This is a genomic window from Phocaeicola faecicola (assembly GCF_013618865.1).
Classification (GTDB): Bacteria; Bacteroidota; Bacteroidia; order Bacteroidales; family Bacteroidaceae; genus Phocaeicola; species Phocaeicola faecicola.
The window spans coordinates 1-20,337 of record NZ_JABSOE010000077.1 but is presented as its reverse complement, the minus strand read 5'-3'; the positions used below and the strand labels follow the sequence as shown (position 1 = coordinate 20,337).

Annotated in this window: 15 protein-coding genes, 1 tRNA gene, 1 pseudogene and 1 riboswitch; of the genes and pseudogenes, 8 read left to right on the top strand and 9 right to left on the bottom strand. The window is 41.0% G+C overall.

What is annotated here, in order from left to right; all coding sequences use genetic code 11:
* Positions 1–81 precede the first annotated feature (81 nt).
* On the top strand, positions 82–681 hold the full coding sequence (locus H3001_RS16675) for a restriction endonuclease subunit S (RefSeq protein WP_246368667.1): 600 nt from the start codon (positions 82–84) through the stop codon (positions 679–681).
* Here the strand turns inward: H3001_RS16675 and H3001_RS16670 are convergent.
* The 5 genes and pseudogenes from H3001_RS16670 to H3001_RS16650 form a co-directional block, all read right to left on the bottom strand.
* On the bottom strand, positions 676–2,097 hold the full coding sequence (locus H3001_RS16670) for a restriction endonuclease subunit S (RefSeq protein WP_181215551.1): 1,422 nt from the start codon (positions 2,095–2,097) through the stop codon (positions 676–678). The two genes, H3001_RS16675 and H3001_RS16670, sit on opposite strands and share 6 nt — an antisense overlap.
* A 5-nt stretch (positions 2,098–2,102) precedes the next feature.
* Positions 2,103–3,254 (bottom strand): PDDEXK nuclease domain-containing protein, encoded by a 1,152-nt coding sequence (locus tag H3001_RS16665; RefSeq protein ID WP_181215550.1) that lies wholly within the window; start codon positions 3,252–3,254, stop codon positions 2,103–2,105.
* A gap of 4 nt (positions 3,255–3,258) precedes the next feature.
* Positions 3,259–4,691 (bottom strand): annotated as a pseudogene (locus H3001_RS16660) (type I restriction-modification system subunit M).
* 4 nt (positions 4,692–4,695) lie between these two features.
* The gene (locus H3001_RS16655; protein WP_181215549.1) at positions 4,696–7,401 is read right to left on the bottom strand and encodes a type I restriction endonuclease subunit R; all 2,706 of its coding nucleotides are present in this window, start codon (positions 7,399–7,401) and stop codon (positions 4,696–4,698) included.
* Between the two features lie 65 nt (positions 7,402–7,466).
* Positions 7,467–7,673, bottom strand: a complete 207-nt coding sequence (locus H3001_RS16650) for a helix-turn-helix domain-containing protein (protein ID WP_025018354.1) — start codon at positions 7,671–7,673, stop codon at positions 7,467–7,469.
* 95 nt (positions 7,674–7,768) lie between these two features.
* Between H3001_RS16650 and H3001_RS16645 the strand changes: the two genes are divergently transcribed.
* The 6 genes from H3001_RS16645 (at position 7,769) to H3001_RS16620 (ending at position 13,660) form a co-directional block, all read left to right on the top strand.
* Complete coding sequence (locus tag H3001_RS16645; protein ID WP_181215548.1) at positions 7,769–8,368, top strand: TIR domain-containing protein; 600 nt, start codon at positions 7,769–7,771, stop codon at positions 8,366–8,368.
* An 11-nt stretch (positions 8,369–8,379) separates the two neighbouring features.
* Positions 8,380–9,624: a tetratricopeptide repeat-containing protein gene (locus tag H3001_RS16640; protein WP_181215547.1), complete on the top strand. Its 1,245-nt coding sequence runs from the start codon at positions 8,380–8,382 to the stop codon at positions 9,622–9,624.
* 1 nt (position 9,625) lies between these two features.
* The gene (locus tag H3001_RS16635) at positions 9,626–10,030 is read left to right on the top strand and encodes a TIR domain-containing protein (protein WP_181215546.1); all 405 of its coding nucleotides are present in this window, start codon (positions 9,626–9,628) and stop codon (positions 10,028–10,030) included.
* 820 nt (positions 10,031–10,850) lie between these two features.
* Positions 10,851–11,150: a hypothetical protein gene (locus tag H3001_RS16630; RefSeq protein WP_181215545.1), complete on the top strand. Its 300-nt coding sequence runs from the start codon at positions 10,851–10,853 to the stop codon at positions 11,148–11,150.
* Complete coding sequence (locus tag H3001_RS16625) at positions 11,098–12,699, top strand: fimbrillin family protein (protein ID WP_181215544.1); 1,602 nt, start codon at positions 11,098–11,100, stop codon at positions 12,697–12,699. Before H3001_RS16630 ends, H3001_RS16625 begins: the two co-directional genes overlap by 53 nt.
* 322 nt (positions 12,700–13,021) lie before the next feature.
* Positions 13,022–13,660 (top strand): sugar O-acetyltransferase, encoded by a 639-nt coding sequence (locus H3001_RS16620; RefSeq protein ID WP_181215543.1) that lies wholly within the window; start codon positions 13,022–13,024, stop codon positions 13,658–13,660.
* A gap of 94 nt (positions 13,661–13,754) precedes the next feature.
* On the opposite strand, the gene nagA (H3001_RS16615) is transcribed toward H3001_RS16620, so the two are convergent.
* From nagA (H3001_RS16615) to H3001_RS16600, 4 genes are all read right to left on the bottom strand, one after another.
* Positions 13,755–14,924 carry an N-acetylglucosamine-6-phosphate deacetylase gene (gene nagA, locus H3001_RS16615; RefSeq protein WP_181215542.1) on the bottom strand — a complete coding sequence of 390 codons (1,170 nt, stop codon included), beginning with the start codon at positions 14,922–14,924 and terminating at the stop codon, positions 13,755–13,757.
* A gap of 25 nt (positions 14,925–14,949) precedes the next feature.
* Positions 14,950–16,116 (bottom strand): N-acetylglucosamine-6-phosphate deacetylase, encoded by a 1,167-nt coding sequence (gene nagA / locus H3001_RS16610; protein ID WP_181215541.1) that lies wholly within the window; start codon positions 16,114–16,116, stop codon positions 14,950–14,952.
* Between the two features lie 320 nt (positions 16,117–16,436).
* A complete protein-coding gene (locus H3001_RS16605; protein ID WP_181215552.1) occupies positions 16,437–17,585 on the bottom strand; it encodes a DUF5074 domain-containing protein in 1,149 nt (382 codons plus the stop codon).
* A gap of 19 nt (positions 17,586–17,604) precedes the next feature.
* Positions 17,605–19,605: a TonB-dependent receptor gene (locus tag H3001_RS16600; RefSeq protein ID WP_181215540.1), complete on the bottom strand. Its 2,001-nt coding sequence runs from the start codon at positions 19,603–19,605 to the stop codon at positions 17,605–17,607.
* Positions 19,606–19,642: 37 nt separating this feature from the next.
* Positions 19,643–19,840, bottom strand: a riboswitch (cobalamin riboswitch).
* Positions 19,841–20,109: 269 nt separating this feature from the next.
* Between H3001_RS16600 and H3001_RS16595 the strand changes: the two genes are divergently transcribed.
* Positions 20,110–20,182: transfer RNA gene (locus H3001_RS16595), tRNA-Lys, on the top strand.
* Positions 20,183–20,337 lie beyond the last annotated feature (155 nt).

Sequence of the window (20,337 nt, the reverse complement as noted above, 5' to 3'; positions counted from 1 at the left end):
CGGTCTTGTAGAGGAACCACAGTCTTTCAAAATCTTTTTCGCTAAACATAATCTTTCAAGTTTTAAGTTTAGCACGAAGGTATGGGAAAGAAACATGCTAGTCAATACGCCAATTTTGGAAGCTTACCGAACGAAGAACCAGCATCCGAGTTGCTAAAACGCATCAATTCGAAGACTGAGATTACTTGTGATAACGCGCATTATACGCAGTTACCTAAAGGATGGTCAGTCGCACACATGCAAATACTATGTTCTTTGATTGATGGTAATAAACAAAATGATATAGAACGAATAAATCTTGATGTCAAATATTTGCGTGGTGAACGAGATCCGAAAACTTTGACTTCAGGCAAATTTATACCTGCAAATTCTCTTTTAATTTTAGTTGATGGAGAGAACTCTGGTGAGGTGTTCAGAACTCCAGTTGAAGGTTATCAAGGTAGTACTTTCAAACGGTTGATTATCAACGAAAATATAAGCACTGAATATTTGTTACAAGTCATAAACTTGCACAGAAAGATATTACGAGAAAATAAAGTTGGCTCTGCTATTCCACACTTGAATAAAAAACTATTCAAAGCAATAGAAGTGCCAATACCTCCTTATAATGAGCAAAAAAGAATTGTAGAGGCAGTAAATTCTGCTTTTAAGCAATTGGATGTAATCACGGAAAGTTTATAGGCTCTCCGTGATTACATCTAATTGATCAAAAATTCTTTGAACTGTTTCTACAATCCGTATCTGTTCTTTATATGGTGGTAAAGGGAAATCAAAATTACCAATAATAGAAGCACTTATATTAGGTTGTGCTCCTCCATATGCAATTTTTAGTATTTCATCAACCTTTGATTGCATATAAGTATTTCGATAATTAGGATATAATGAGGACTTGTTTAAGATTTTAATATTTCCTACACGTTGATTTAAGTATGCTGTTTCATCAAACGGATATACCCCCATTTTTCCTGTTGTTGCGCCAGACATGGCAATAAGCAAGTCTCCTTTTGAGACCTTAAATTTATCGTCTGTAATACCTTCAATATAAGCACAGTCGGTTATATCTATTGTATTATGAGTGATATTTGATATACGGACTAGTGGTATTCCATGTGACTTATAATCATCGCTGCTGAAAGCAAAACCATTCTCAATTTTACACAAATCAGACAACTTGCACATAGCCCATCCTGCTGGCAAGTTCGTATAATGCGCGTTATCACAAGTAATCTCAGTCTTCGAATTGATGCGTTTTAGCAACTCGGATGCTGGTTCTTCGTTCGGGTCTTGCGGTACCAATTTACCATGAATGGCCAGATCTAATATCTTACTTTTGGCTTGCTTGATAATGGTATGTAAGTCTTGCTTGTCTTTCTCAATAATGTCAATCAATGAGAACCAACGCTCAATTTCTGATACAATACGCTTTTGCTCTGCAAGAGGTGGAAGAGGAAACATCATTTGTTCAAGGTTATATTTGGGCAATCCTTCTCGTCCACTACCAGTTATCTTCATTGACTTAGAAAAGAATGTAGATAGAATTAGTGCATGAAAGTAATTTGAACTAATTGTTATTGGACGTAATATACAAACATGTTGGCTCACATTCCCTTTATTAATTTCATTGGGAACAATAGCACAGCGACCTAATGAACCACCTGTTATATTCAGCAATAAATCATTAGGGAGTACCTCTGTACCAATCATAGATTGATGTACTTCGTCTGAAATGTATTTAATATCGTCAAGCACAATACCATCATTGTATACATTTTGAGAACGAAAAAACAAAACTCCTTCTGATGAATAATTACTCCCTTTGGGTGTACTGCCAGACCCTATTTTTGAACAGAGACCCCCGATTGTCGTCCATATCCAATTATTCGGCACTTCAAACGGCACGTTCTTATAATGGGGTGTATCAGAAGTTTTAGCTGTTTTTTTACTACGCTTTATTTTTCCCTCTTTTATTAAACGTTCTTTCTCTGCTTTAATGCGTTCAAGTAATACGGATGCAGGTTCGTCATTCGGATCCTGAGGAACAAGTTTACCACGAATGGCCAGGTCTAGTATTTTTTGACGTAATTTCTTTGTATCCATTTGGGTTAGTCTTTGTTTAAGAATAGATTGCAAAACTCATTCAGTTGCTGCTGCATGCGTTCCTGTGAAATGAGAATACGCTTGTATTCAGCAATCATCGTAGGACTCATACTTCTGCTCATAGCGTACTCTACTACTACCCGGTCTGCTTCAGGACAAAGAATGATACCGATAGACGGATTTTCGTTGGAGCGTTTTACATCGCGGTCGAGTGCTTCCAGATAAAATTCCAACTGTCCAAGGTCGCGAGGATGAAACTTTGTTTTTTTTAATTCTACAGCGACCAATGCTTGTAAGCCGCGATGAAAAAATAGTAAATCAGCCTTGAATGTAGATGCACCAATATTAAGGCGATATTCTTGATCCATGAATATAAAGTCTTTTCCCAGTTCAAGGATAAACTGTTTCATGTGTTCTATTAGGCCGTTCCTTAGTTTTGTTTCGCTATGCTTTTTCGGCAGGTTGAGAAAATCTATGAACAGGGTGTCTTTGAACATGACTGGCGCATTAGGACATCTTTCAAGTAATCCTTTTGACATATTGTCCTTGCTTCCTAATAATCCTGAATAAGTCTGATTAGAAATACAACGCTGAAGTTCTCGTTTTACTAAATGCTCTTTATTGGCATAGAGTATATAAAACAAACGTTCTTCGTTGTTTTTACATCGGCATAATATTTCTATGTGATTAGTCAAGGTCGTTAACTCCAATATCTTAGGCATTTGTCCAACTGTTGACTGGACAAATTGTGCAGTTTTTGGCTGCACAATTACAGGTATCTCCTGTTTATGGTCGCTCGCTTCAATTTGTGCAGTTTTTGGCTGCACAAATTCAGTATTCAAATATTGTCTTATTGTTGCTATAAACGTTTCTGATGAATACTCATCATAAAACATTACCATATTGTATATGTTTCTTTTGCTATATCCTTTGATGTCAGGATGTTGCGAACGTATGTATTCGGACAATTGGGAAACAACCTTACTTCCCCATTCTTTGCTCTTCAATTTAGTAGATACATATCCGCCTACATACCATGCTGTGAGTAGTAACTCTTCATTGACGGCTCTTGAAGCATTACTTTTATGTTGGAGAATAATATCTATGATTTCTCCGAATTGTTGTTCTATTGATATTGCGATGTCGTTATTCTTCATACGCTTAATCTTCATTTATATTTGCAAGCAGCTTCTCAAGTTCTGCAACTGCTGAGCTAATAGTTTTACTTTTCTCTTTTATGTCAGCCACCAATTCAGCCAAAGAGCGGTCATCGGACTCTCCTCCTTGTTTTATCCAGGTTATATCAAGGCTTGTCTTATCACGAGTGAGAATATCATCTATCGGATATTTACGCCAACGCCCTTGAGGATTATTGTCTGCATCATATGTCTCTTTGCGTCCTTCTAAATTTCCTGCATTATAGCATGTGACAAAATCATCCAAATGATGTCTCTCTAATTTATTAGTAGCAAGCGTATGTTTGATATCAGTACGATAATCATAGAACCAAATCTCTTTTGTCGGTTGACCTTTGGAAAGAACAATACATTTGCTTTTACACCTTGTGCATAGAAAATACCTGTAGGCAAACGGAGTATCGTATGTAAATTGAAGTCTGAGAGTAACTTCTTCCGAATTGTTTCTCCAGCACCACCTTCAAAAAGAACATTGTCTGGTAATACTACGGCTGCACGACCACCGGTTTTGAGCATCAGCATCATGTGTTGAAGAAAGTTCAACTGATTGTTCTTCGTTTCTACATAGAAATCCGGACGGTTAATATCCACAGAACCTGCCGGTCTAGTGCCGAAAGGAGGATTGGCAAGTATTACATCTACAAGGGTGGATGGTTCTTTCTCCAAAGAATCCTCGCAAACAATCGGACTCCGGTCTGTTCCCACACCATGCAAATATAGGTTCATGGAAGCAAGCGTTACGACCAATGGTGTGTTATCTACGCCATGCAGTGCCTTGTTACGCAAGAAATCACGTTTTTCCTTACTGGCAGACTGTTCTTTCATGTAATCATATGCAGTCAAGAGAAAACCTCCGGTGCCACAGGCCGGGTCACAAACCGTTTCTCCAATTTGTGGGGCTATGCAATCTACCATTGCTTTGATGAGCGGGCGTGGAGTAAAGAACTGACCGGCACCACTTTTTTTGTCCTGTCCATTCTTCTCAAGGATGCTTTCGTAGATAGCACCTTTCACGTCTCCATCCATGATCAGCCATTGTTCCTCATCAATCATGGTAATGACTTTTTTCAAATAGACTGGCTTGTCAATCTTGTTTTGTGCTTTTGTATAAATTGTGCCGATAAGGTTTTCCTGTTCACTCAGCTGTTTCAGAGTATCTTCGTATTGCTTTACTAAATCTAGACCGTCAAGAGATATTAAATCACTCCATTGATAACCAGATGGTATTGCTGATTCTTCTCCAAACATTTCTACATTCTCTGCGTCCATCTTTAAAAATAGAAGATAGGTGAGCTGTGTAATATAATCTGTAAAACCGATACCTTGCCCGGCAAGGGTTGTTGCCAGATTCCAAACTTTTTTGGTGAGCGATTGCTCTGTTGTATTATTTGTTGCCATAAATTTATGCTGATTTTCTTAAAACCACAAATGTGTATAGAGACTGTAAAGCTTCGTTGGCTTTCTGCATATTGCCAAAGGCACGAATCATTTGTGCTGCCTGAGTTGCATCATCTTCACGAATCTCTTTGACCGTACAAGCTCCGTTTGAAGCAATATAATCTACAATATGACTGATAACTTCACGTTGTTTATCTGTTATTTCGCGTTGATTTTGCCCTAACCATAGATTAAAATACTGTTTAGAGGTAGAAACTACACTATCTAACCGTTCTATTTGGTGTAAAGCAAAACGTACAAGCTGTATGATATTAGTTAAAGCATCACTCTCTTCTTTCGTAGAAGAACGTCGAACGCTATTTGGATTCAGAATGGCGTATGAATTCCACAATTGTTTGGGCGTAAAATGATTGTTAGCCATCTTGAGTTTATTTTCCAAATCTTTTAGCATTAAATAGGTAATTGGCTCGCCTTCATTATTATAAATTATACGTAGAGCCTCTATTTCATCGCTATGTTCTTTACAGAAATCTTCAAAGGCTTCAGTTGTACTTTTAGCTTCTTCTATTGAAAAACCTTTAGATATAAGCGTGTCCTCACCAGGCATCAGTGTGTTGACAAACCCGGCTGCAAGAATAAGCAGATACCTGCGCGCATCTGCGTGATTTGCAAGCGGAGCTACTAAACCTTTCCGTTCGTTATTCGGCTCCTTGGTACTTATGAATGGCGGCAGGATATTGTTTTCAAATGCTTCATAAATCCTTGAAGCAAGTTCTTTCATGTCGTCATTCGCTAAACGTACGAACTCATTTCGTTGTGAATTATCAGCTTTGTTGTATATCCTGGAAAGTGTTGCAGCAAGACGTTTCAGATGCTCATCAGGAAGGTAACCATGGGTAATTTGTTCCAACAGCTCTTTAAGAGTAATAATCTTTGTAGTCGGCTCATCTGTTATCGTAGGTATTGTTTTTTCATGTTCAGTAACACCTACGGCATCAATCAAATAAAAACAATCTTTGCTGAACGCATTTGGGGTAACATTCCGTAACTGCTCATCTCCAATTGTGCGTACACCACGTCCTTTCATCTGTATATAGAGCGGTAAAGATTCTACATCACGCATGAAAATCAATACTTCAAGAGGCTTAACATCTGTACCAGTTGCTACCAATGTACAAGTTACGGCAATTCTGAAATCCTTATCATTCCGGAACTGACGTATCAATTCATTACTATCGCCCGCAGAATAAGTTATTTTTTGCACAAAACGGTCATCTGTACGTCCAAATACCTCTTTAGCTATCTGTACGATATTGCTGGCATGAGTCTCATTTAGAGCAAATATCAAAGTCTTTGGCAGATAGTCAAAATTGGCATCCCGCTGTGGATCATTAAATAACTCCGTATAGACTACATCACGATAAGTAGACAGAATAAGTTTTATTTGCGCAGGATTAATGACACTTCTGTTTAGCTCTTTATTGGTATATGTTTTCGTTTCTTTATTGGAAATAGTTTTTACATCTCCGGTATAACGTGTTTCTTCTTTGATTTTTTCTCCTTCTAATATAGCACCGCCATTTTCTGTAACTTGAGTTTTGATTCGATATACACGGCAATCTACATTTACACCATCAACGATACTTTTCTCCAATGTGTAGTTAACTATGCGATTATTGTTAAAGAATGCCATTGTTTCTGGAATTGGTGTGGCTGTCAATCCTACAAGTCTGGCTGTATCAAAATATTCCAATACCTTACGCCAATTCCCATAAATGGAGCGGTGACACTCATCTATGATGATCAGATCAAAGTAATCATGTGGTAAATTGGGATTAGGAGGCAATACAACTTCTTCTGTAGGTTCATTATCATCATCGTTGTCATTATCCTCAATAGAATCTCCTTTCAGAAACGAAAAAAGACGCTGTATTGTTGAAATAACGACATTGCTATCAGATGGTATAGAAGAGGAACGAAGACGATTCACTGTAAATATTGTATTGAATGCATCTCCATTTTCTGTCAGCCGAAAAGTTCCAAATTCTCCCTCTGCCTGTTTCCCAAGGTTATTTCTGTCCACAAGAAATAACACTCTTCTCATTGGGGTATATGAAAGAAAACGATATGCAGCAAGGCATGCGGTATATGTCTTACCTGCACCTGTTGCCAATACCATCAAGGCGCGATTTTGCCCACTCCTGAAACTTTTTTCCAGTTCAGTAACTGCCTCATACTGACAATCACGTAATCCTTTTTTTCGCAAAGTTGGAAGTCCGGCAAAATAATCATTTATTCCCAACAGTTTAACCAATTCATGAGGAGTTGGAATCGTCATAATTTGCTTGAAACAAGAATTCTGTTTACGAAAGTCACAGAAGTATAAGTCTTTTCCATTTGAAGTAAATATGAAAGGCAAAGGCTTTTGGTATACTTGATAGATATTAGGAACATTCCGGGCATATAAAACAGCCTGTTCGCAAACATTATTGGAAAAAGAATCTATCTCTTCTCTTTTAGCTTCAAGCACACCAATAGCCTTTCCGTTAATGAAAAGGAAATAATCAGCCTCAAGGTTACCTTTTAAAAGTCCTTCCCTTATGGCTACAGCAGTACAGTTTGGTTCGTAGTTGTCTCTATCAACTACTTTCCAACCAGCATCAGTAAACCACTGATCTATTTTTTGCCTCGCTTTTTCTTCTGGTGTCATATATTCCTATATTTTTATATTATCGGAAGTTGTATGCTAGAAAAACAACATCTACAATGAATGAACTATTGGCGTTCATCTTTGTCTGTTATCAAATCTTTCAGGTCAACTTGAAGAATTTCAGCAATTTGTTGTAAGGTTTCTAGGTTGGGCTGGATTCTGTTACAAGCATACGCATTGACCATGCTAAAACTCTTATCAAGTCTTTTCGCTAACCACGTTTGTGAAATCCCTTTTTCCGATAAAACGACCTTTATTCTATTTAATTTCATTTTTAGATGCAATTATATTATGCAAATATAGCGAATTATATTGATGGTTTTGGTTTCTTTTATTACTTTTGTAATAAACATATAAGAATATGCATATGGGACATAATTGTTACATATCTTTTAAAACAGAAGATATTGGTTATAAAGAAGAAATACAGAAATGGAAAGATAGTGATAAAGTTGATATGATAGATAAGTCTTTGAATACTCCTATAAATTCTGAGGACGAAGATTACATTATGCGAAAAATAAGAGAAGATTATTTATCTGATTCAACAGTTACAATTTTTTTAATAGGTTCATATAGTGCTGAAAACTTAGGATGGGAAGAACAGCGATTTATTAAAAGAGAATTACAGGCTTCTTTGTATAATGGTGAAGGTAATACTAGAAATGGAATTTTAGGTGTTGTTTTACCTTCAATGTATAATTCAATATATAGGGGACAGTACACATGTCTTTCTTGTGGAGAAAATCACAATACTGTCGTTCTAAATGATACAACTGTTATCAAAGAATTTAGTAGAAACTATTATTTGAATAATCATGGAAAATGTGCATATTATGAAGAAGATAGATTCTGTGTATTAGTCAAGTGGGATGATTTTAAGAAGAATCCTAACAATTATATAGAGCAAGCATTTAATAAACGGACTCAGCCTATAGCTGATGAAGTGATCGTTAGACCAAAATAAATTTATAAGTTATGGAAGAAAAGTTATGTTTCGTTATTATGGGATTCGGGAAAAAAACCGATTTAGCTTCAGGTAATACTTTTGATTTAGATAAGACATATTATAACATAATTAAACCAAGCGTACAAGACTGCGGATACAAATGTGTAAGAGCTGATGAAGTTCAAGATACAGGGCTTATAGATAGAAGTATGTATGCATTAATTTTACGAGCGGATTTAGTAATAGCTGATATATCAACATTAAACCCTAATGCAATATATGAATTAGGAGTGCGCCATGCGTCTAAACCATTGTCAACTATTATTATCAAGGCTGAATCAACATCAAAAATTCCATTTGATATTGATCATACAAGGGTTTTCACATATAAGCATTTAGGTGAAGATATTGGCGTAGATGAAGCTAAACGAATGCAGGCTTTATTAAAGGAGAAAATGTTAAATATAGCAAAGTCACCTATAAAAGACAGTCCGGTTTATGAATATCTGAGCACATTACAAGAACCTCATATGGATATTGAAGAATATAAGGCTATTGTAGGTGCTTTAGCAAAGAAGAACGACTGTATTTTTGCTTTGGTTGAAAATGCTAAATTATTAATGAGTGATAATAAGTTTAGCGAAGCAATAAAATATTGGGAAAAAGCATCCGAGAAAAATCCCAAAGAGTCATATTATATTCAACAATTAGCATTATGTACTTATAAGCAAAAGGTAAAGGATGAAGAACAAGAAATGTATCTCAATGATGCATTAAGAATTCTTGATAAGTTAACAGATTCAAATGACCCAGAAACATTTGGCTTAAAAGGGGCTATTTACAAACGTTTATCAAAAATTAATGATGATAACATTGGTTATTTGGATAGGGCTATTGAAAACTATGAAAAGGGTTATATGATTAATTATGATTTTTACACAGGGGAAAATTTGGCTTTTTGCTTTGATAAAAAATCTTCGCTTTTGAATGATAATGATGAAGAGAAAATATATTGTCGAGTTCAAGCAAAAAAGATACGAGAACAATTATTTAAAATATTATCTTCTAAAATAGAATTGGAAGATGTTAAAGGCATTCCTAATGTTAAATGGATGTCTGCGACTTTCTCAATATGTTGTTATGCATTAGGAAAAATTGAAGATGGAAAGAAGTATGAAACTATTTTTAGGGAAATGGCAGAACAATGGGAGATAAATACATACGAATTGCAGAAAGAGGAATTGAAACAATTATTAAATATGGAATTTGATTGATATGGCTAGAATATATAAAATTTTTATTAGTCATTCATGGGCACATGTGGATGATTTGAAACTGTTAAGAAATCTTCTTGAATCAAGAGGGTACTTTAATGTAGAGTTTACAGAATTTCCACCAACAGACTCTATAGATTCAATAAATACATATTATATAAGGAAAAGAATTTCGGAAAGGATTGAGGCTTCAGATGTAGTTCTAGGCATTGCTGGAGTGTATGCTTCATATAGTGAATGGATGAGGTGGGAGCTAGATAAAGCTATAGAAAAGGGGATTCCTGTTATAGGAGTAATTCCAAGAGGCCAAGAAAGGATATCTGCTATTGTTAAGAATAGAGCTATAGAGATTGTTCATTGGAATACAGAAAGTATTGTTTCTGCAATACGAAAACATGCAAAATAGTATTATATTTGTGTTTATAGTTAAAATTGCTTTTCAAATTTGAGGTATATAATCAAAATAGGGAATTAATATGGCTGTCAAATATTTCTATATAAAATAAAGTATGATTGTAATTTGTTTGTCTATTAATTCAATCAATCGCCTTTGATGGTCTTTGATAGCGTGATTTATTTGTCTAAACTACAATATAATTTAGATAACTTATTGAAAATAAGAATGAAACGATTTCTTCAATGAGGAAGAGTACTAGTGTGATTACAAGCACAAAAACCACCATTAAATCCCTATAAATCAACAAGATTTACAGGGATTTAATTTATTTAGACAACAATACTTGACCGCCTCACATGGCATGATTTGTTTGGATAAAACAAGTTTTCTCATTGAAACCTGCCTGCAGTATGATTCAGCAGTAGCAAAGATTGCAATTTTTATGTTTCTGTCCTCTACTATTAAAATTTTCAATAGAGAATTTGCATCACTTGTTTGTGTGGATTTGAGGGATGGGTCATTTAAGCCGGAATACCTTGTGTGACAAATACGATACTCCCACATATACCGGCCATACCCAACGAGGAATCCGTCATCCTGTTTATGAGAAAGACAGCAATGAGTGAGAAATCTGCCTGTCTCAAGCTCCGGAAGCAATCGATTTTGACAGCAATCTGTTCCCGGACGAATAAAAATTCTCATCGGCAGGCCAACCAGCCGATGAATTAACGGATAAATTGATATCTTTGCAAAATTAATAGGTCTGAAGACTCACTCCAGACCCACTAAATGAGACATTACCTATTATTGCATTTATATTAATTTTTTTATGGTTAAATATTTTTCTATACTTAAAGATATATACATTGGTATCTTTATCAGCATCTTGTCTTTATCTTTCTTTTCTTGTTCTTCCGAAATTCAGGATAATTACCAGAATAAGGATGACGGATATCTGGATATCGCTTTTTCCAAAGTGGAGACAAGAGCTGACCTTGCAAGTGATGGTTCCGGAAGTTTCACAGAGGGCGATAAAGTAGGGCTTTACCTTCAAGGGGATAAAGGTCTTTCTTATCGTGAACTTACATATTCGGGAGGACAGTGGATGCCAACGTCTGAAGCGCAATGATTTTGGTGAAGGACCAATATCTTTGTCTGCTCATTACCCGGCAACCGGAGAACAACAGAATCCAGAAACTTATCAGCTGAATATGGCATTAGACCAGACTGGAGACGGTTTTTATAATTCAGATTTACTGTTTTCAAAAACAGTCGTCGAATCAGGTGCATACAAAGCTAATATGAATTTCGGGCATGCTCTTCACAGAATCAGGATTCTTATCTCTGGCAGTATGACTTCGCCAGAGATTAAAGTCAGGAGTCTGACACAGGGCAAATTCAATCTTCTTACCGGTGAAGTCGAAGCGAATGGAACCGACTTCAAATGGATTACCCCATTCAAGGATGAAGAAGGGAATTTTGCCGCTGTGATTATTCCTCAAAGTGCGCTCCCTTACAGGGACGATGACGGACTTCTGCAGATTGTTGCAGAGGGTAAGACAGCGCATTTCAAAGCTCCAGAAAAGACAGAAGAGAACAACAACCTTACATTTTTCGAGCCAGGAAAGCAGATTTCGATAAACCTTACCCTGAAACCTGGCAATCCTGAACTTGCAGGAAAGACATTGTGGGTATATGGATTGAATGTACCTGATTTTCCAGGTAAGGAGAATCTTACTACATATAAGCTCGGTAACAAGTATGGTTTACCTCAAGGCCAGTGGATCAGATATGACAATCGCTACTATGAGGAGCAATATCTCACATGGGCTGAAGGATGTGGCTGGTATGACTGCAATAAGTCACATGGGAACTATGAAGACGATTCCCAAATGTGCTGGGCGGCATCTGCATCAAATGTAGTGTCATGGTGGATGTGCTTGAATAAAGAATACCTTGCTGCATACGATGCAGATTATGGTTCTTCAGTGACGACCAATTCAGGTACTTTCAAACGTCCGTCCTATGATTTCAAACCGCTTTACCCTAACGGAGTTGGCAACTGGGACGGTTCTCTTCCTGAACCAAGTTATGTTACAGTCAACAGGTCGGAAGTTTTCCAGTTCTTCAAAGATCATTTCCCGAATTTTGGAAACGATGACCCTAAAGGAGTTGAATGGTTTTTTACCGGGGCTTATCTCGGTGGTGATATCAATGGGTTTAAAGGATTCCTTCCGGAAGTATTCACGAAAAATAATGCCTTGACGGCAAGATCCTCGCACAAACCCAATAAAGAGCAGTTCAATACATTTGTTACAGATGCCCTCCTCAACAAGAGAGCTATCGGTCTAAATGTGTTTGATGTGGCCGGCCCCAAAACAGGGAATCACGCTATGACGGCCTGGGGAGTTGAGTATGATGAAGCAGGAGATATTGCCTATATATACTATTGCGATAACAACTTTGCGGAACAGGATCCTAATGGTGCAGTGCTTATCAGACAGCAGATAGTATATGCGGTCGATGATTACGGGAACGAATGTACTTATCTACAACAGTTGAAACCGGAGGATCCGGATACCAGAGTGGGGAAATTCCTGATTACCTCTGTATTTTCTGCTGATCTCGGCAGAGATATATGGAAAAAGAAATATCCGAATGTTGTTGTAGAAAAATAATACATTATCTCCCCTTAAGAATATCTTCATCTACTGGTATTCAGCAATTTAATTCCTAAAAGTCTTTGATCAATCTGCAAGTTTCTTGACCTAAAGATAAGAAACTTGCAGATTGGAATCCGTACGACAGACAAACGATTGGTCTGCAGTACGGATTTTTTATACCCTCTTCTCCCGTTTCTGATGCAAACAATGTACAAGATTTCCCTTCAGTCCGTCCATATTAACCAGAGTTTATGTATTTTTACAGCACCATAATTACACTTCATCACACGTAATTTATGGATATTTACCCGAAAAACTATAGCGTTTTAGCAAGAATATGACAACCATACAAAAGGAACAAAGCCCTCAAGTACAGCCGATTGACCGGTTATTGGATTTATTGCGTACCGGTCAGTGGATCTACGGAAAAGCCGCAGACATCCCTGAAATCAGTACCATGCTGACAACCTGCGCCGACGCATGCTTTGACATCAACCGGATGCGCCCCTCTCTGAAAGCGGAACGCCAGGAAGCTTTCAGGAAATTACTGGGGAAAGTAGGAGAAAACCTGGTAATTCACAGCCCCTTCCGCTGTGATTTCGGTTTCAACATACGGATCGGCAACAATTTTGTCGGGAACTTCAACCTGACCATCCTCGACGAGGCAGAAGTCACCATCGGTGACAACGTAATGATCGGTCCCAACTGTTCCCTGATAACCATCACCCATGCCCTGGATCCCGACCAGCGCAACGAAGGTATAATGGCAGCACGCCCCATAACCATAGGCGACAATGCCTGGATTGCAGCCAATGTAGTGATACTCCCGGGAGTGGAAATCGGTGAAGGTGCCGTAATCGGTGCAGGAAGCGTAGTAACCCGGTCCATTCCTGCCGGAATGCTCGCCGCAGGCAATCCCTGCCGTCCCTTACGGCCGGTATCCGACAGTGACCGGGTCAATCCGGTATCACTTTAAGAGAATAGCTGCCCCACCGGAACGGTTACCCCATATACAGACTGAGGCTGGAATTTCTTCCAGCCTCAGCATATCAAAAATCCTTTTCAGACAATTAATGAATCAGTGTATTCGTTTCCGGAACAATGTGTCCCATTGACATGACACAACGCACATTCAAGTGCTCGTCCATGATGACGATATCTGCGTCCTTACCTTTCTGCAGACTACCTTTCTTGTCGGCCACACCGATAATCCGGGCCGGAGACTCAGAAGCCATTCTCACTGCATCGGCCAAAGGAATTTCCGCTTTCTGCACCATCACTCTCACCAGTACATCCATGGTTGCCAGACTTCCGGCCAGTGAAGAGCGGTCAGCCAATTTACAAACTCCGTTGTCAATGATATAGCGGGAATCATTGATGACCTCACCGTCATACGCCGCATATTTCAACGAGTCAGAAACCAGACAGGTCTGTTCCACACCTTTCAGCTTGTAAGCCAGTTTCAGGATCGTAGCCGGCAGATGAATACCATCGGCAATCACCTCAATGCTCATTCCGTCCATCAGGTAAACGCTCTCAACCGTACCCTCATACTTATATTCACGGCGCTTGTGAAATCCCGGCATCGCGTTATAGAAATGCGCCGCATGTGTAAAGCCACACTGGAAAGCCTCCTTGATTTCATCGTACTCAGCCTCCGTATGAGTCACCGCAGTCAGAATACCTCTTCCGGAAGTATACCGTGCAAAATCATGCGCACCCGGCAGTTCCGGACTGATGTCCCATCTTTTAATGCACTGCGTGCTCTCAAGCAAAGGCAGGTATTCCTCCTGATCCGGATTCTTCAGGAATTCATCCCACTGTGCACCGGCCATTTTCCGGTTCAGATACGGTCCTTCAATATGCAGTCCCTGTACTACTCCGTCGGCATTCTGCATCATTTTTTCACAAACGGCCACCGCCTTGCGGATGGTATCGAATGAAGAAGAGGAAAGCGTCGGGAACACCGTGGTGGCTCCGTGTTTCAGATGAGCCGCAACAGCCGTCTGAAAAGCCTCTTCCGTACCTTCCGTAAAATCAAAACCGCCTCCTCCGTGTATATGCATGCCTACAAAGCCCGGTACAATATACATGCCTTTGGCATCAATCACTGTAGCGCCAATCACGGCCAGATCACTGTTGGTGATTTCCAGGATCTTTCCATCACTAATCAGTACCGAACCGTCTTTCAGCCATCCCTGAGGAGTTAATATCTGTCCATTTATAATTTGAGTCAACATACTGTTTTCTTTTTAGAGTCCCCTTTTAGAACAATTGATTTGTTCCTTCCACAATTTTTCCCATAGACCATACGGCCCGTACGTTCAGGTCACGGTCCAACGCAATGATATCCGCATCCTTGCCACGTTCCAGCGTACCCTTGCGGTCCAAAACTCCCATGATGCGTGCCGGAGTCTCAGACACCATACGGATTGCATCTTCCAAAGGAATCTCAGCCTTCTGCACTACGGTACGTATCAGACGGTCCATGGTAGCGATACTTCCGGCCAATGCCGAACGGTCGGCCAGTTTGCAAACCCCGTCTTCGATGATTACACGCGGGTCGAACGCTTCCTGGCTGTCACTGGCCGCACATGCCAATGCATCGGTAATCAGGGCAGTCTTCTCCACACCCTTGATTTTATGTACAAGGCGCAAGATAGTAGGAGGCACATGAATACCGTCGGCCACAACCTCCACGGTCATGTCATCCATCAGATAGATACTTTCCACCGTTCCCTCATACTTATACTCGCGACGCTTATGGAAGCCCGGCATCGCATTGTAGAAATGAGTGGCATGCGTATATCCCGCATGATATGCCGTATAAATATCCTCGTATTCAGCCTGGGTATGTCCTACGGAAGCCAAGACTCCCTTTGAGGTCACATACTTACCGAACTGCATGGCTCCCGGAAGTTCAGGGGCAGCATCCCAGCGTTTGATACAATGAGTGCTTTCGAGCAAGGGAATGTATTCCTGCGGATCCGGATTCTTGATGTTTTCCGGCATCTGGCCACCCGCCATCTTCATGTTAAAATAGTGTCCTTCCAGGTGTAATCCCAGTACAGGACTGTCCGGCTCAGCCATCAGTTTTTCTGTAGTAGCCACGGCTGCCTGAATCATCGGAATAGTTGAAGACGACAATGTCGGGAAAATACTGGTAGTACCGTGCATCATGTGCGCCTTTACCGCTACCCGGAAAGCCTCTTCCGTACCCTCCATGAAGTCTCTTCCTCCACCGCCATGGACATGGATTTCAACACCACCAGGTACAATATACATTCCTTTTGCATCAATCAGCTGGGCCCCGACTACGGCCAGGTCACAATTGGTGACCTCCAGAATCTTGTTGTCGCGAATCAACACAGAACCGTCTTTCAACCAACCCTGAGGGGTCAGAATACGCGCATTAATAATTTGAGTTAACATAAGTGTTTAATATTGAAGTATGCATTAATTTAAAAATCTTTTTTTCTCGAAACTGACTGGTTACACAGCCCCGATACAATCATTAAATTAAATACAAAAATACAAAATTTGTCGGTGACAGTAATGTTATTAATCAATAAAGTTTACCGACTTTATATATTTATATAAATTATTCGGCGTATAAATTTAATTCAGACAAAATCTACAGGGGATTTCACGTCCTGGCATTAAAAAAGCCGAGAATTTCACATCCCGGCTTTCAGTTTTTCCATGCGTCCTGTGCGTCACAAGGCCGCACCCGATCTTATTCTCAAATATAATCAACTAAAGCGTGTGGTCGAAAATGCGATATGCGCAGGAATATCCCCTGTACGAACCTTCCACTTCAGTTTTCCCTCCGGCGAAAAGCAGTACAGATACCCCGGAGTCACGTAGTTGGTCGCATCACAAAGATAGATTTCCTTCGTCTCGGGATTTACCGCTATCCCGTAAGGAATCATAATATTCTTGTCGGTTCCGTCGGTAATGAAATTATGGGAAACCGTTTCCTCTTTTTCCGTATCATACACCGCATAAGAAATCTGATTGGTCTGCGTATTATAGTTCCACTCCGAACTGATGGTATACAGGCGGTCGTCATCCATACACATCTCACTGGCCGAAATGCCCAGACGACCGGTCACTTTCTCTGTTTCCGTATCAATCACGTACACATCCGACCCGATGCCGTAATAGTCGCCGCGGGAACTGACATAGATTCTTCCCTTACTGTCTATCTCCATCCGGTGGAGATTAATGGCCACATCTATCGTATTCACCACCTCCATCGATTCCAGGTCGACCACCGACACCGTCCGGTCGTAGTTCGGGAAACGATACCCTCCCGAATTGGCTACATACAGGCGCCCGTTGTGAATAACCATCTCTTCCGGCTGATATCCTACAACCACCTCACGCGTAATCTGCAAGGTCGCCAGATCGATTTCCACCACCTTACCCGGACGGGCATTCGGGTCAATCTGTACCGGTCCGGCATACGAGCTCACATATGCCTTGTCGCCCTGAAAGACAATGTACCGGCAATTAGGGATGGTCACACTGCCGATGTGACGGGCCGTGTGTACATCCATCACCTCCACAAAATTGGAGCAGTTCACTACCACATACAGGCGCGTGCCGTGAATGGCAATATCATTGCCCACATCTCCCAGTTCCTTTACGATGTCCGGATTGCGCTCCGGATAAATATTCCGGTAATACCCTCCGATACGTGCGTCAAAATAATCAATCGTACACTTATTGCTTCCCATATTTCCTTCGTTGACCAGGAAAAATCCTTCGATATACTGAGGATTGGTACCTTCGGTCACATACTCGACTCCCGAACGGATGGCAGGAATCTCCTTCCGGCAACCCGAAAACAACCACACGATAGAAACAAGTCCGATGCTGTAAACAGCCTTGCGGATAGCATCCGCCCATATCTTTTTAGAATTCATACTGCGTAATTAATTTAAAATTGGTTCCCGGCATGGGATAACAAGTCACCACTTCATACTGCTGGTTCAGGAGGTTATTGACCTCCAGCGTCACTTTCAGCTCATTTTTCCGGATTTTCCATCCCTTCGATACCGAAAAATCGCTGGTATACCAGGGCAACTGATAATTGTACGGAATATTGGCCTGCGAAGAATAGCGTTCGCCCGTATAAATAAAACTGTAGCTGGCTTCCCAGGAACGCCAGCGTGCGTTAAGGGCTGCCGAACCGCTGTGCCAGGGGATATAAGGAATCTGTCCTCCGTAAAACTCACTGGAAGGATCGGTAAAATCCTGTGCCCGCTGGTAGGTATAGTTCAGGCGGCCCGTAAAGAACCATTCCTTTCCCACCTGCCAGTCTGTCTGCAATGCCGCATCCACTCCTCGTATCTCCACTTCGCCCAGGTTCACCATGGTCCAGCGGAAAAAGTTGGACGTCGGAGTAGCCACAATCTTATTCTCCACCTCGTTGTAGTACGCATCTACCTGAAACTCCAGCGAACGGAGCCAGGTATCCGCAAAACGGCGGGTATACGTCACCCCCAGGTTATACTGGGTAGTAAACTCCGGATCCAGGTTAATGTTTCCGATAAACGTATAATACAGGTCGTTCAGCGTAGGCATCCGGAATATCCGCTTATAGAAAGCCCTCAGATTCAGTCCTTCCTCCTTGAACGGACGCCACGACAGAAATACCGAAGGAGTCAGTTTCCATTTATCGGGAGCTGCCTTTCCGGAACTGGTATCGTGAACGAATGTACCCAGCAGACTGGCCTGGAACTCCACCCGGCTGAAATGCATGGCAGTGGCCGATGACACCAGCAGCGTATGCCGTCTGGGATAGACAAAGTCGCGCAGGTCGGCATCCAGCAAATTAAACTGATAGTCGGCAGAAAGGCCTGCCTCCCACCACGGGAAAAGCGTAAAGCGGTTGGCCGCCGACACATAAAGTTCCTGCTGGTAATAATGATTGTTCGTATACATCAGCGACTCGTCCTTGTTCGGGTCGGCCAGATAATGCAGGTAGTCGTACGCATACTTACCGTTCACCAGCAGACTGTACCAGGGAGTCACATCCTTCTTAAAAGTGCCCTGAGTGAAGAAATTGGTGTCCCACTGGCGGTCCTCGTGCGTAAACTTATTGCGGACAATCGCCCCCGGATACCCTCTTTCCGAGTGATACAGGTACGACTTGGCTCTCCAATAGCCTTGCGGAATCTTTCCGAACAGTCCGTACTCCACACGAAGGGCATTCAGGTCGCCGTTCTGTCTCACTGCCGTCGTATCATACCCGTCTTCCATGCGGTAAGTAAACTTATACTTGCCCGACGAATACATGTACTCCGCACTGAGCGAGCCCGCCAGGTTGTCGTTCAACCGATGCTCCCACAGCACAGAAGGATTGGCAAGTCCGAACGAACCGGTCTTGAAAGTAGCCTTCCAGTGCTGATTTTCTCCTTCCTTCAATACCGGAGCCCGTGCCTGCAGATAGATGGAGCCCGAAGAACCGAAATCCTTTGCCGGCTGAAACACCGCACTCTTCTGTCCGTTGTACAGCGTAATCGCCTCCATGTTATCCAGCGAGAAACGTCCCAGGTCCACCGTACCGTTCTGCGCATTGCCCAGTTCGATACCGTCATAGAAAACCCCTACGTGATTCGTTCCCATGCTTCTGATATTCACGGTCTTCAATCCCCCTACCCCTCCATAGTCCTTGATCTGGAGTCCGGAAAAATAACGGAGGGCATCGGCCACATTATGCGAACTGAGCTGATGCAGCTGACGGCCGGAAAGTTCCTGTACCGGAAAAATCTCTTTCTGTACACTTCGTCCCGTCACTACAATCTCTTCAATGTGCTGAAGGCTGTCCAGTTTACTTTGCGCATGCACCGATGCACCACATCCCATTCCTGCCCAAAGCAGGATAAACCATAAAAAAAATCTACTATGCATACAATAGGCATTCAGCCGGCTATCCTCGAGCCCGACTAATTAATAACACACGATGGCAGGTCTTCTGACTGACTCTCGCTCTTGACTCCTTCCCGGTGTTACCCAGTGGCTTTAGTTTTGTCAAGGCGTTGAAAAGAGCTTCACAGCAGCGGGACTGTTTGGGACTCTCACCCAATTCCCTTTTAATCCATTCCGGCCGAACGGCCCACAGGAACCAATCGTATGCAAAGATATTCATTTTTTAAAAATTTTCCTGCTGCATCAACAGCTTTTTCGCAGAAAGTGTCTTTCCGACAACCTTAACCGGATAAGAGAGAAACAGTTTTTTGTATTTTTTCTCAGCCAATCCATTTTTACAAACCGCTAGTAATCAAATCAATATCCCGCGCAAAAAGGAAAAGAGACAAATATTTTTATTAAAAATGCGAGAAATATTTGGTAGTTTCAAAAAAAGTCCATACCTTTGCACTCGCAATCGGGAAAAACACCGATGCAAAGAGGATTGATTCGCTAGCTCAGCAGGTAGAGCACAACACTTTTAATGTTGGGGTCTTGGGTTCGAGCCCCAAGCGGATCACTCAAAAACAAGAAGCAAACTTAGGAAGGAGGCTGTCTCAAAATAAACTTGAGATGGCCTCTATTGTTTCATCTCAGATTGGATTCATTCGAATTTTTCTAAAGAGAGAAGTTTATAAGCTTAGTTTTGAAGATTTTATCCTTTCAAACTGTTTT

Coding starts and splice junctions, on each gene's coding strand:
- H3001_RS16675 (WP_246368667.1), top strand. CDS start 82: ATGGGAAAGAAACATGCTAGTCAATACGCCAATTTTGGAAGCTTACCG.
- H3001_RS16670 (WP_181215551.1), bottom strand. CDS start 2,097: ATGGATACAAAGAAATTACGTCAAAAAATACTAGACCTGGCCATTCGT.
- H3001_RS16665 (WP_181215550.1), bottom strand. CDS start 3,254: ATGAAGAATAACGACATCGCAATATCAATAGAACAACAATTCGGAGAA.
- H3001_RS16655 (WP_181215549.1), bottom strand. CDS start 7,401: ATGACACCAGAAGAAAAAGCGAGGCAAAAAATAGATCAGTGGTTTACT.
- H3001_RS16650 (WP_025018354.1), bottom strand. CDS start 7,673: ATGAAATTAAATAGAATAAAGGTCGTTTTATCGGAAAAAGGGATTTCA.
- H3001_RS16645 (WP_181215548.1), top strand. CDS start 7,769: ATGGGACATAATTGTTACATATCTTTTAAAACAGAAGATATTGGTTAT.
- H3001_RS16640 (WP_181215547.1), top strand. CDS start 8,380: ATGGAAGAAAAGTTATGTTTCGTTATTATGGGATTCGGGAAAAAAACC.
- H3001_RS16635 (WP_181215546.1), top strand. CDS start 9,626: ATGGCTAGAATATATAAAATTTTTATTAGTCATTCATGGGCACATGTG.
- H3001_RS16630 (WP_181215545.1), top strand. CDS start 10,851: ATGGTTAAATATTTTTCTATACTTAAAGATATATACATTGGTATCTTT.
- H3001_RS16620 (WP_181215543.1), top strand. CDS start 13,022: ATGACAACCATACAAAAGGAACAAAGCCCTCAAGTACAGCCGATTGAC.
- nagA (WP_181215542.1), bottom strand. CDS start 14,924: ATGTTGACTCAAATTATAAATGGACAGATATTAACTCCTCAGGGATGG.
- nagA (WP_181215541.1), bottom strand. CDS start 16,116: ATGTTAACTCAAATTATTAATGCGCGTATTCTGACCCCTCAGGGTTGG.
- H3001_RS16600 (WP_181215540.1), bottom strand. CDS start 19,605: ATGCATAGTAGATTTTTTTTATGGTTTATCCTGCTTTGGGCAGGAATG.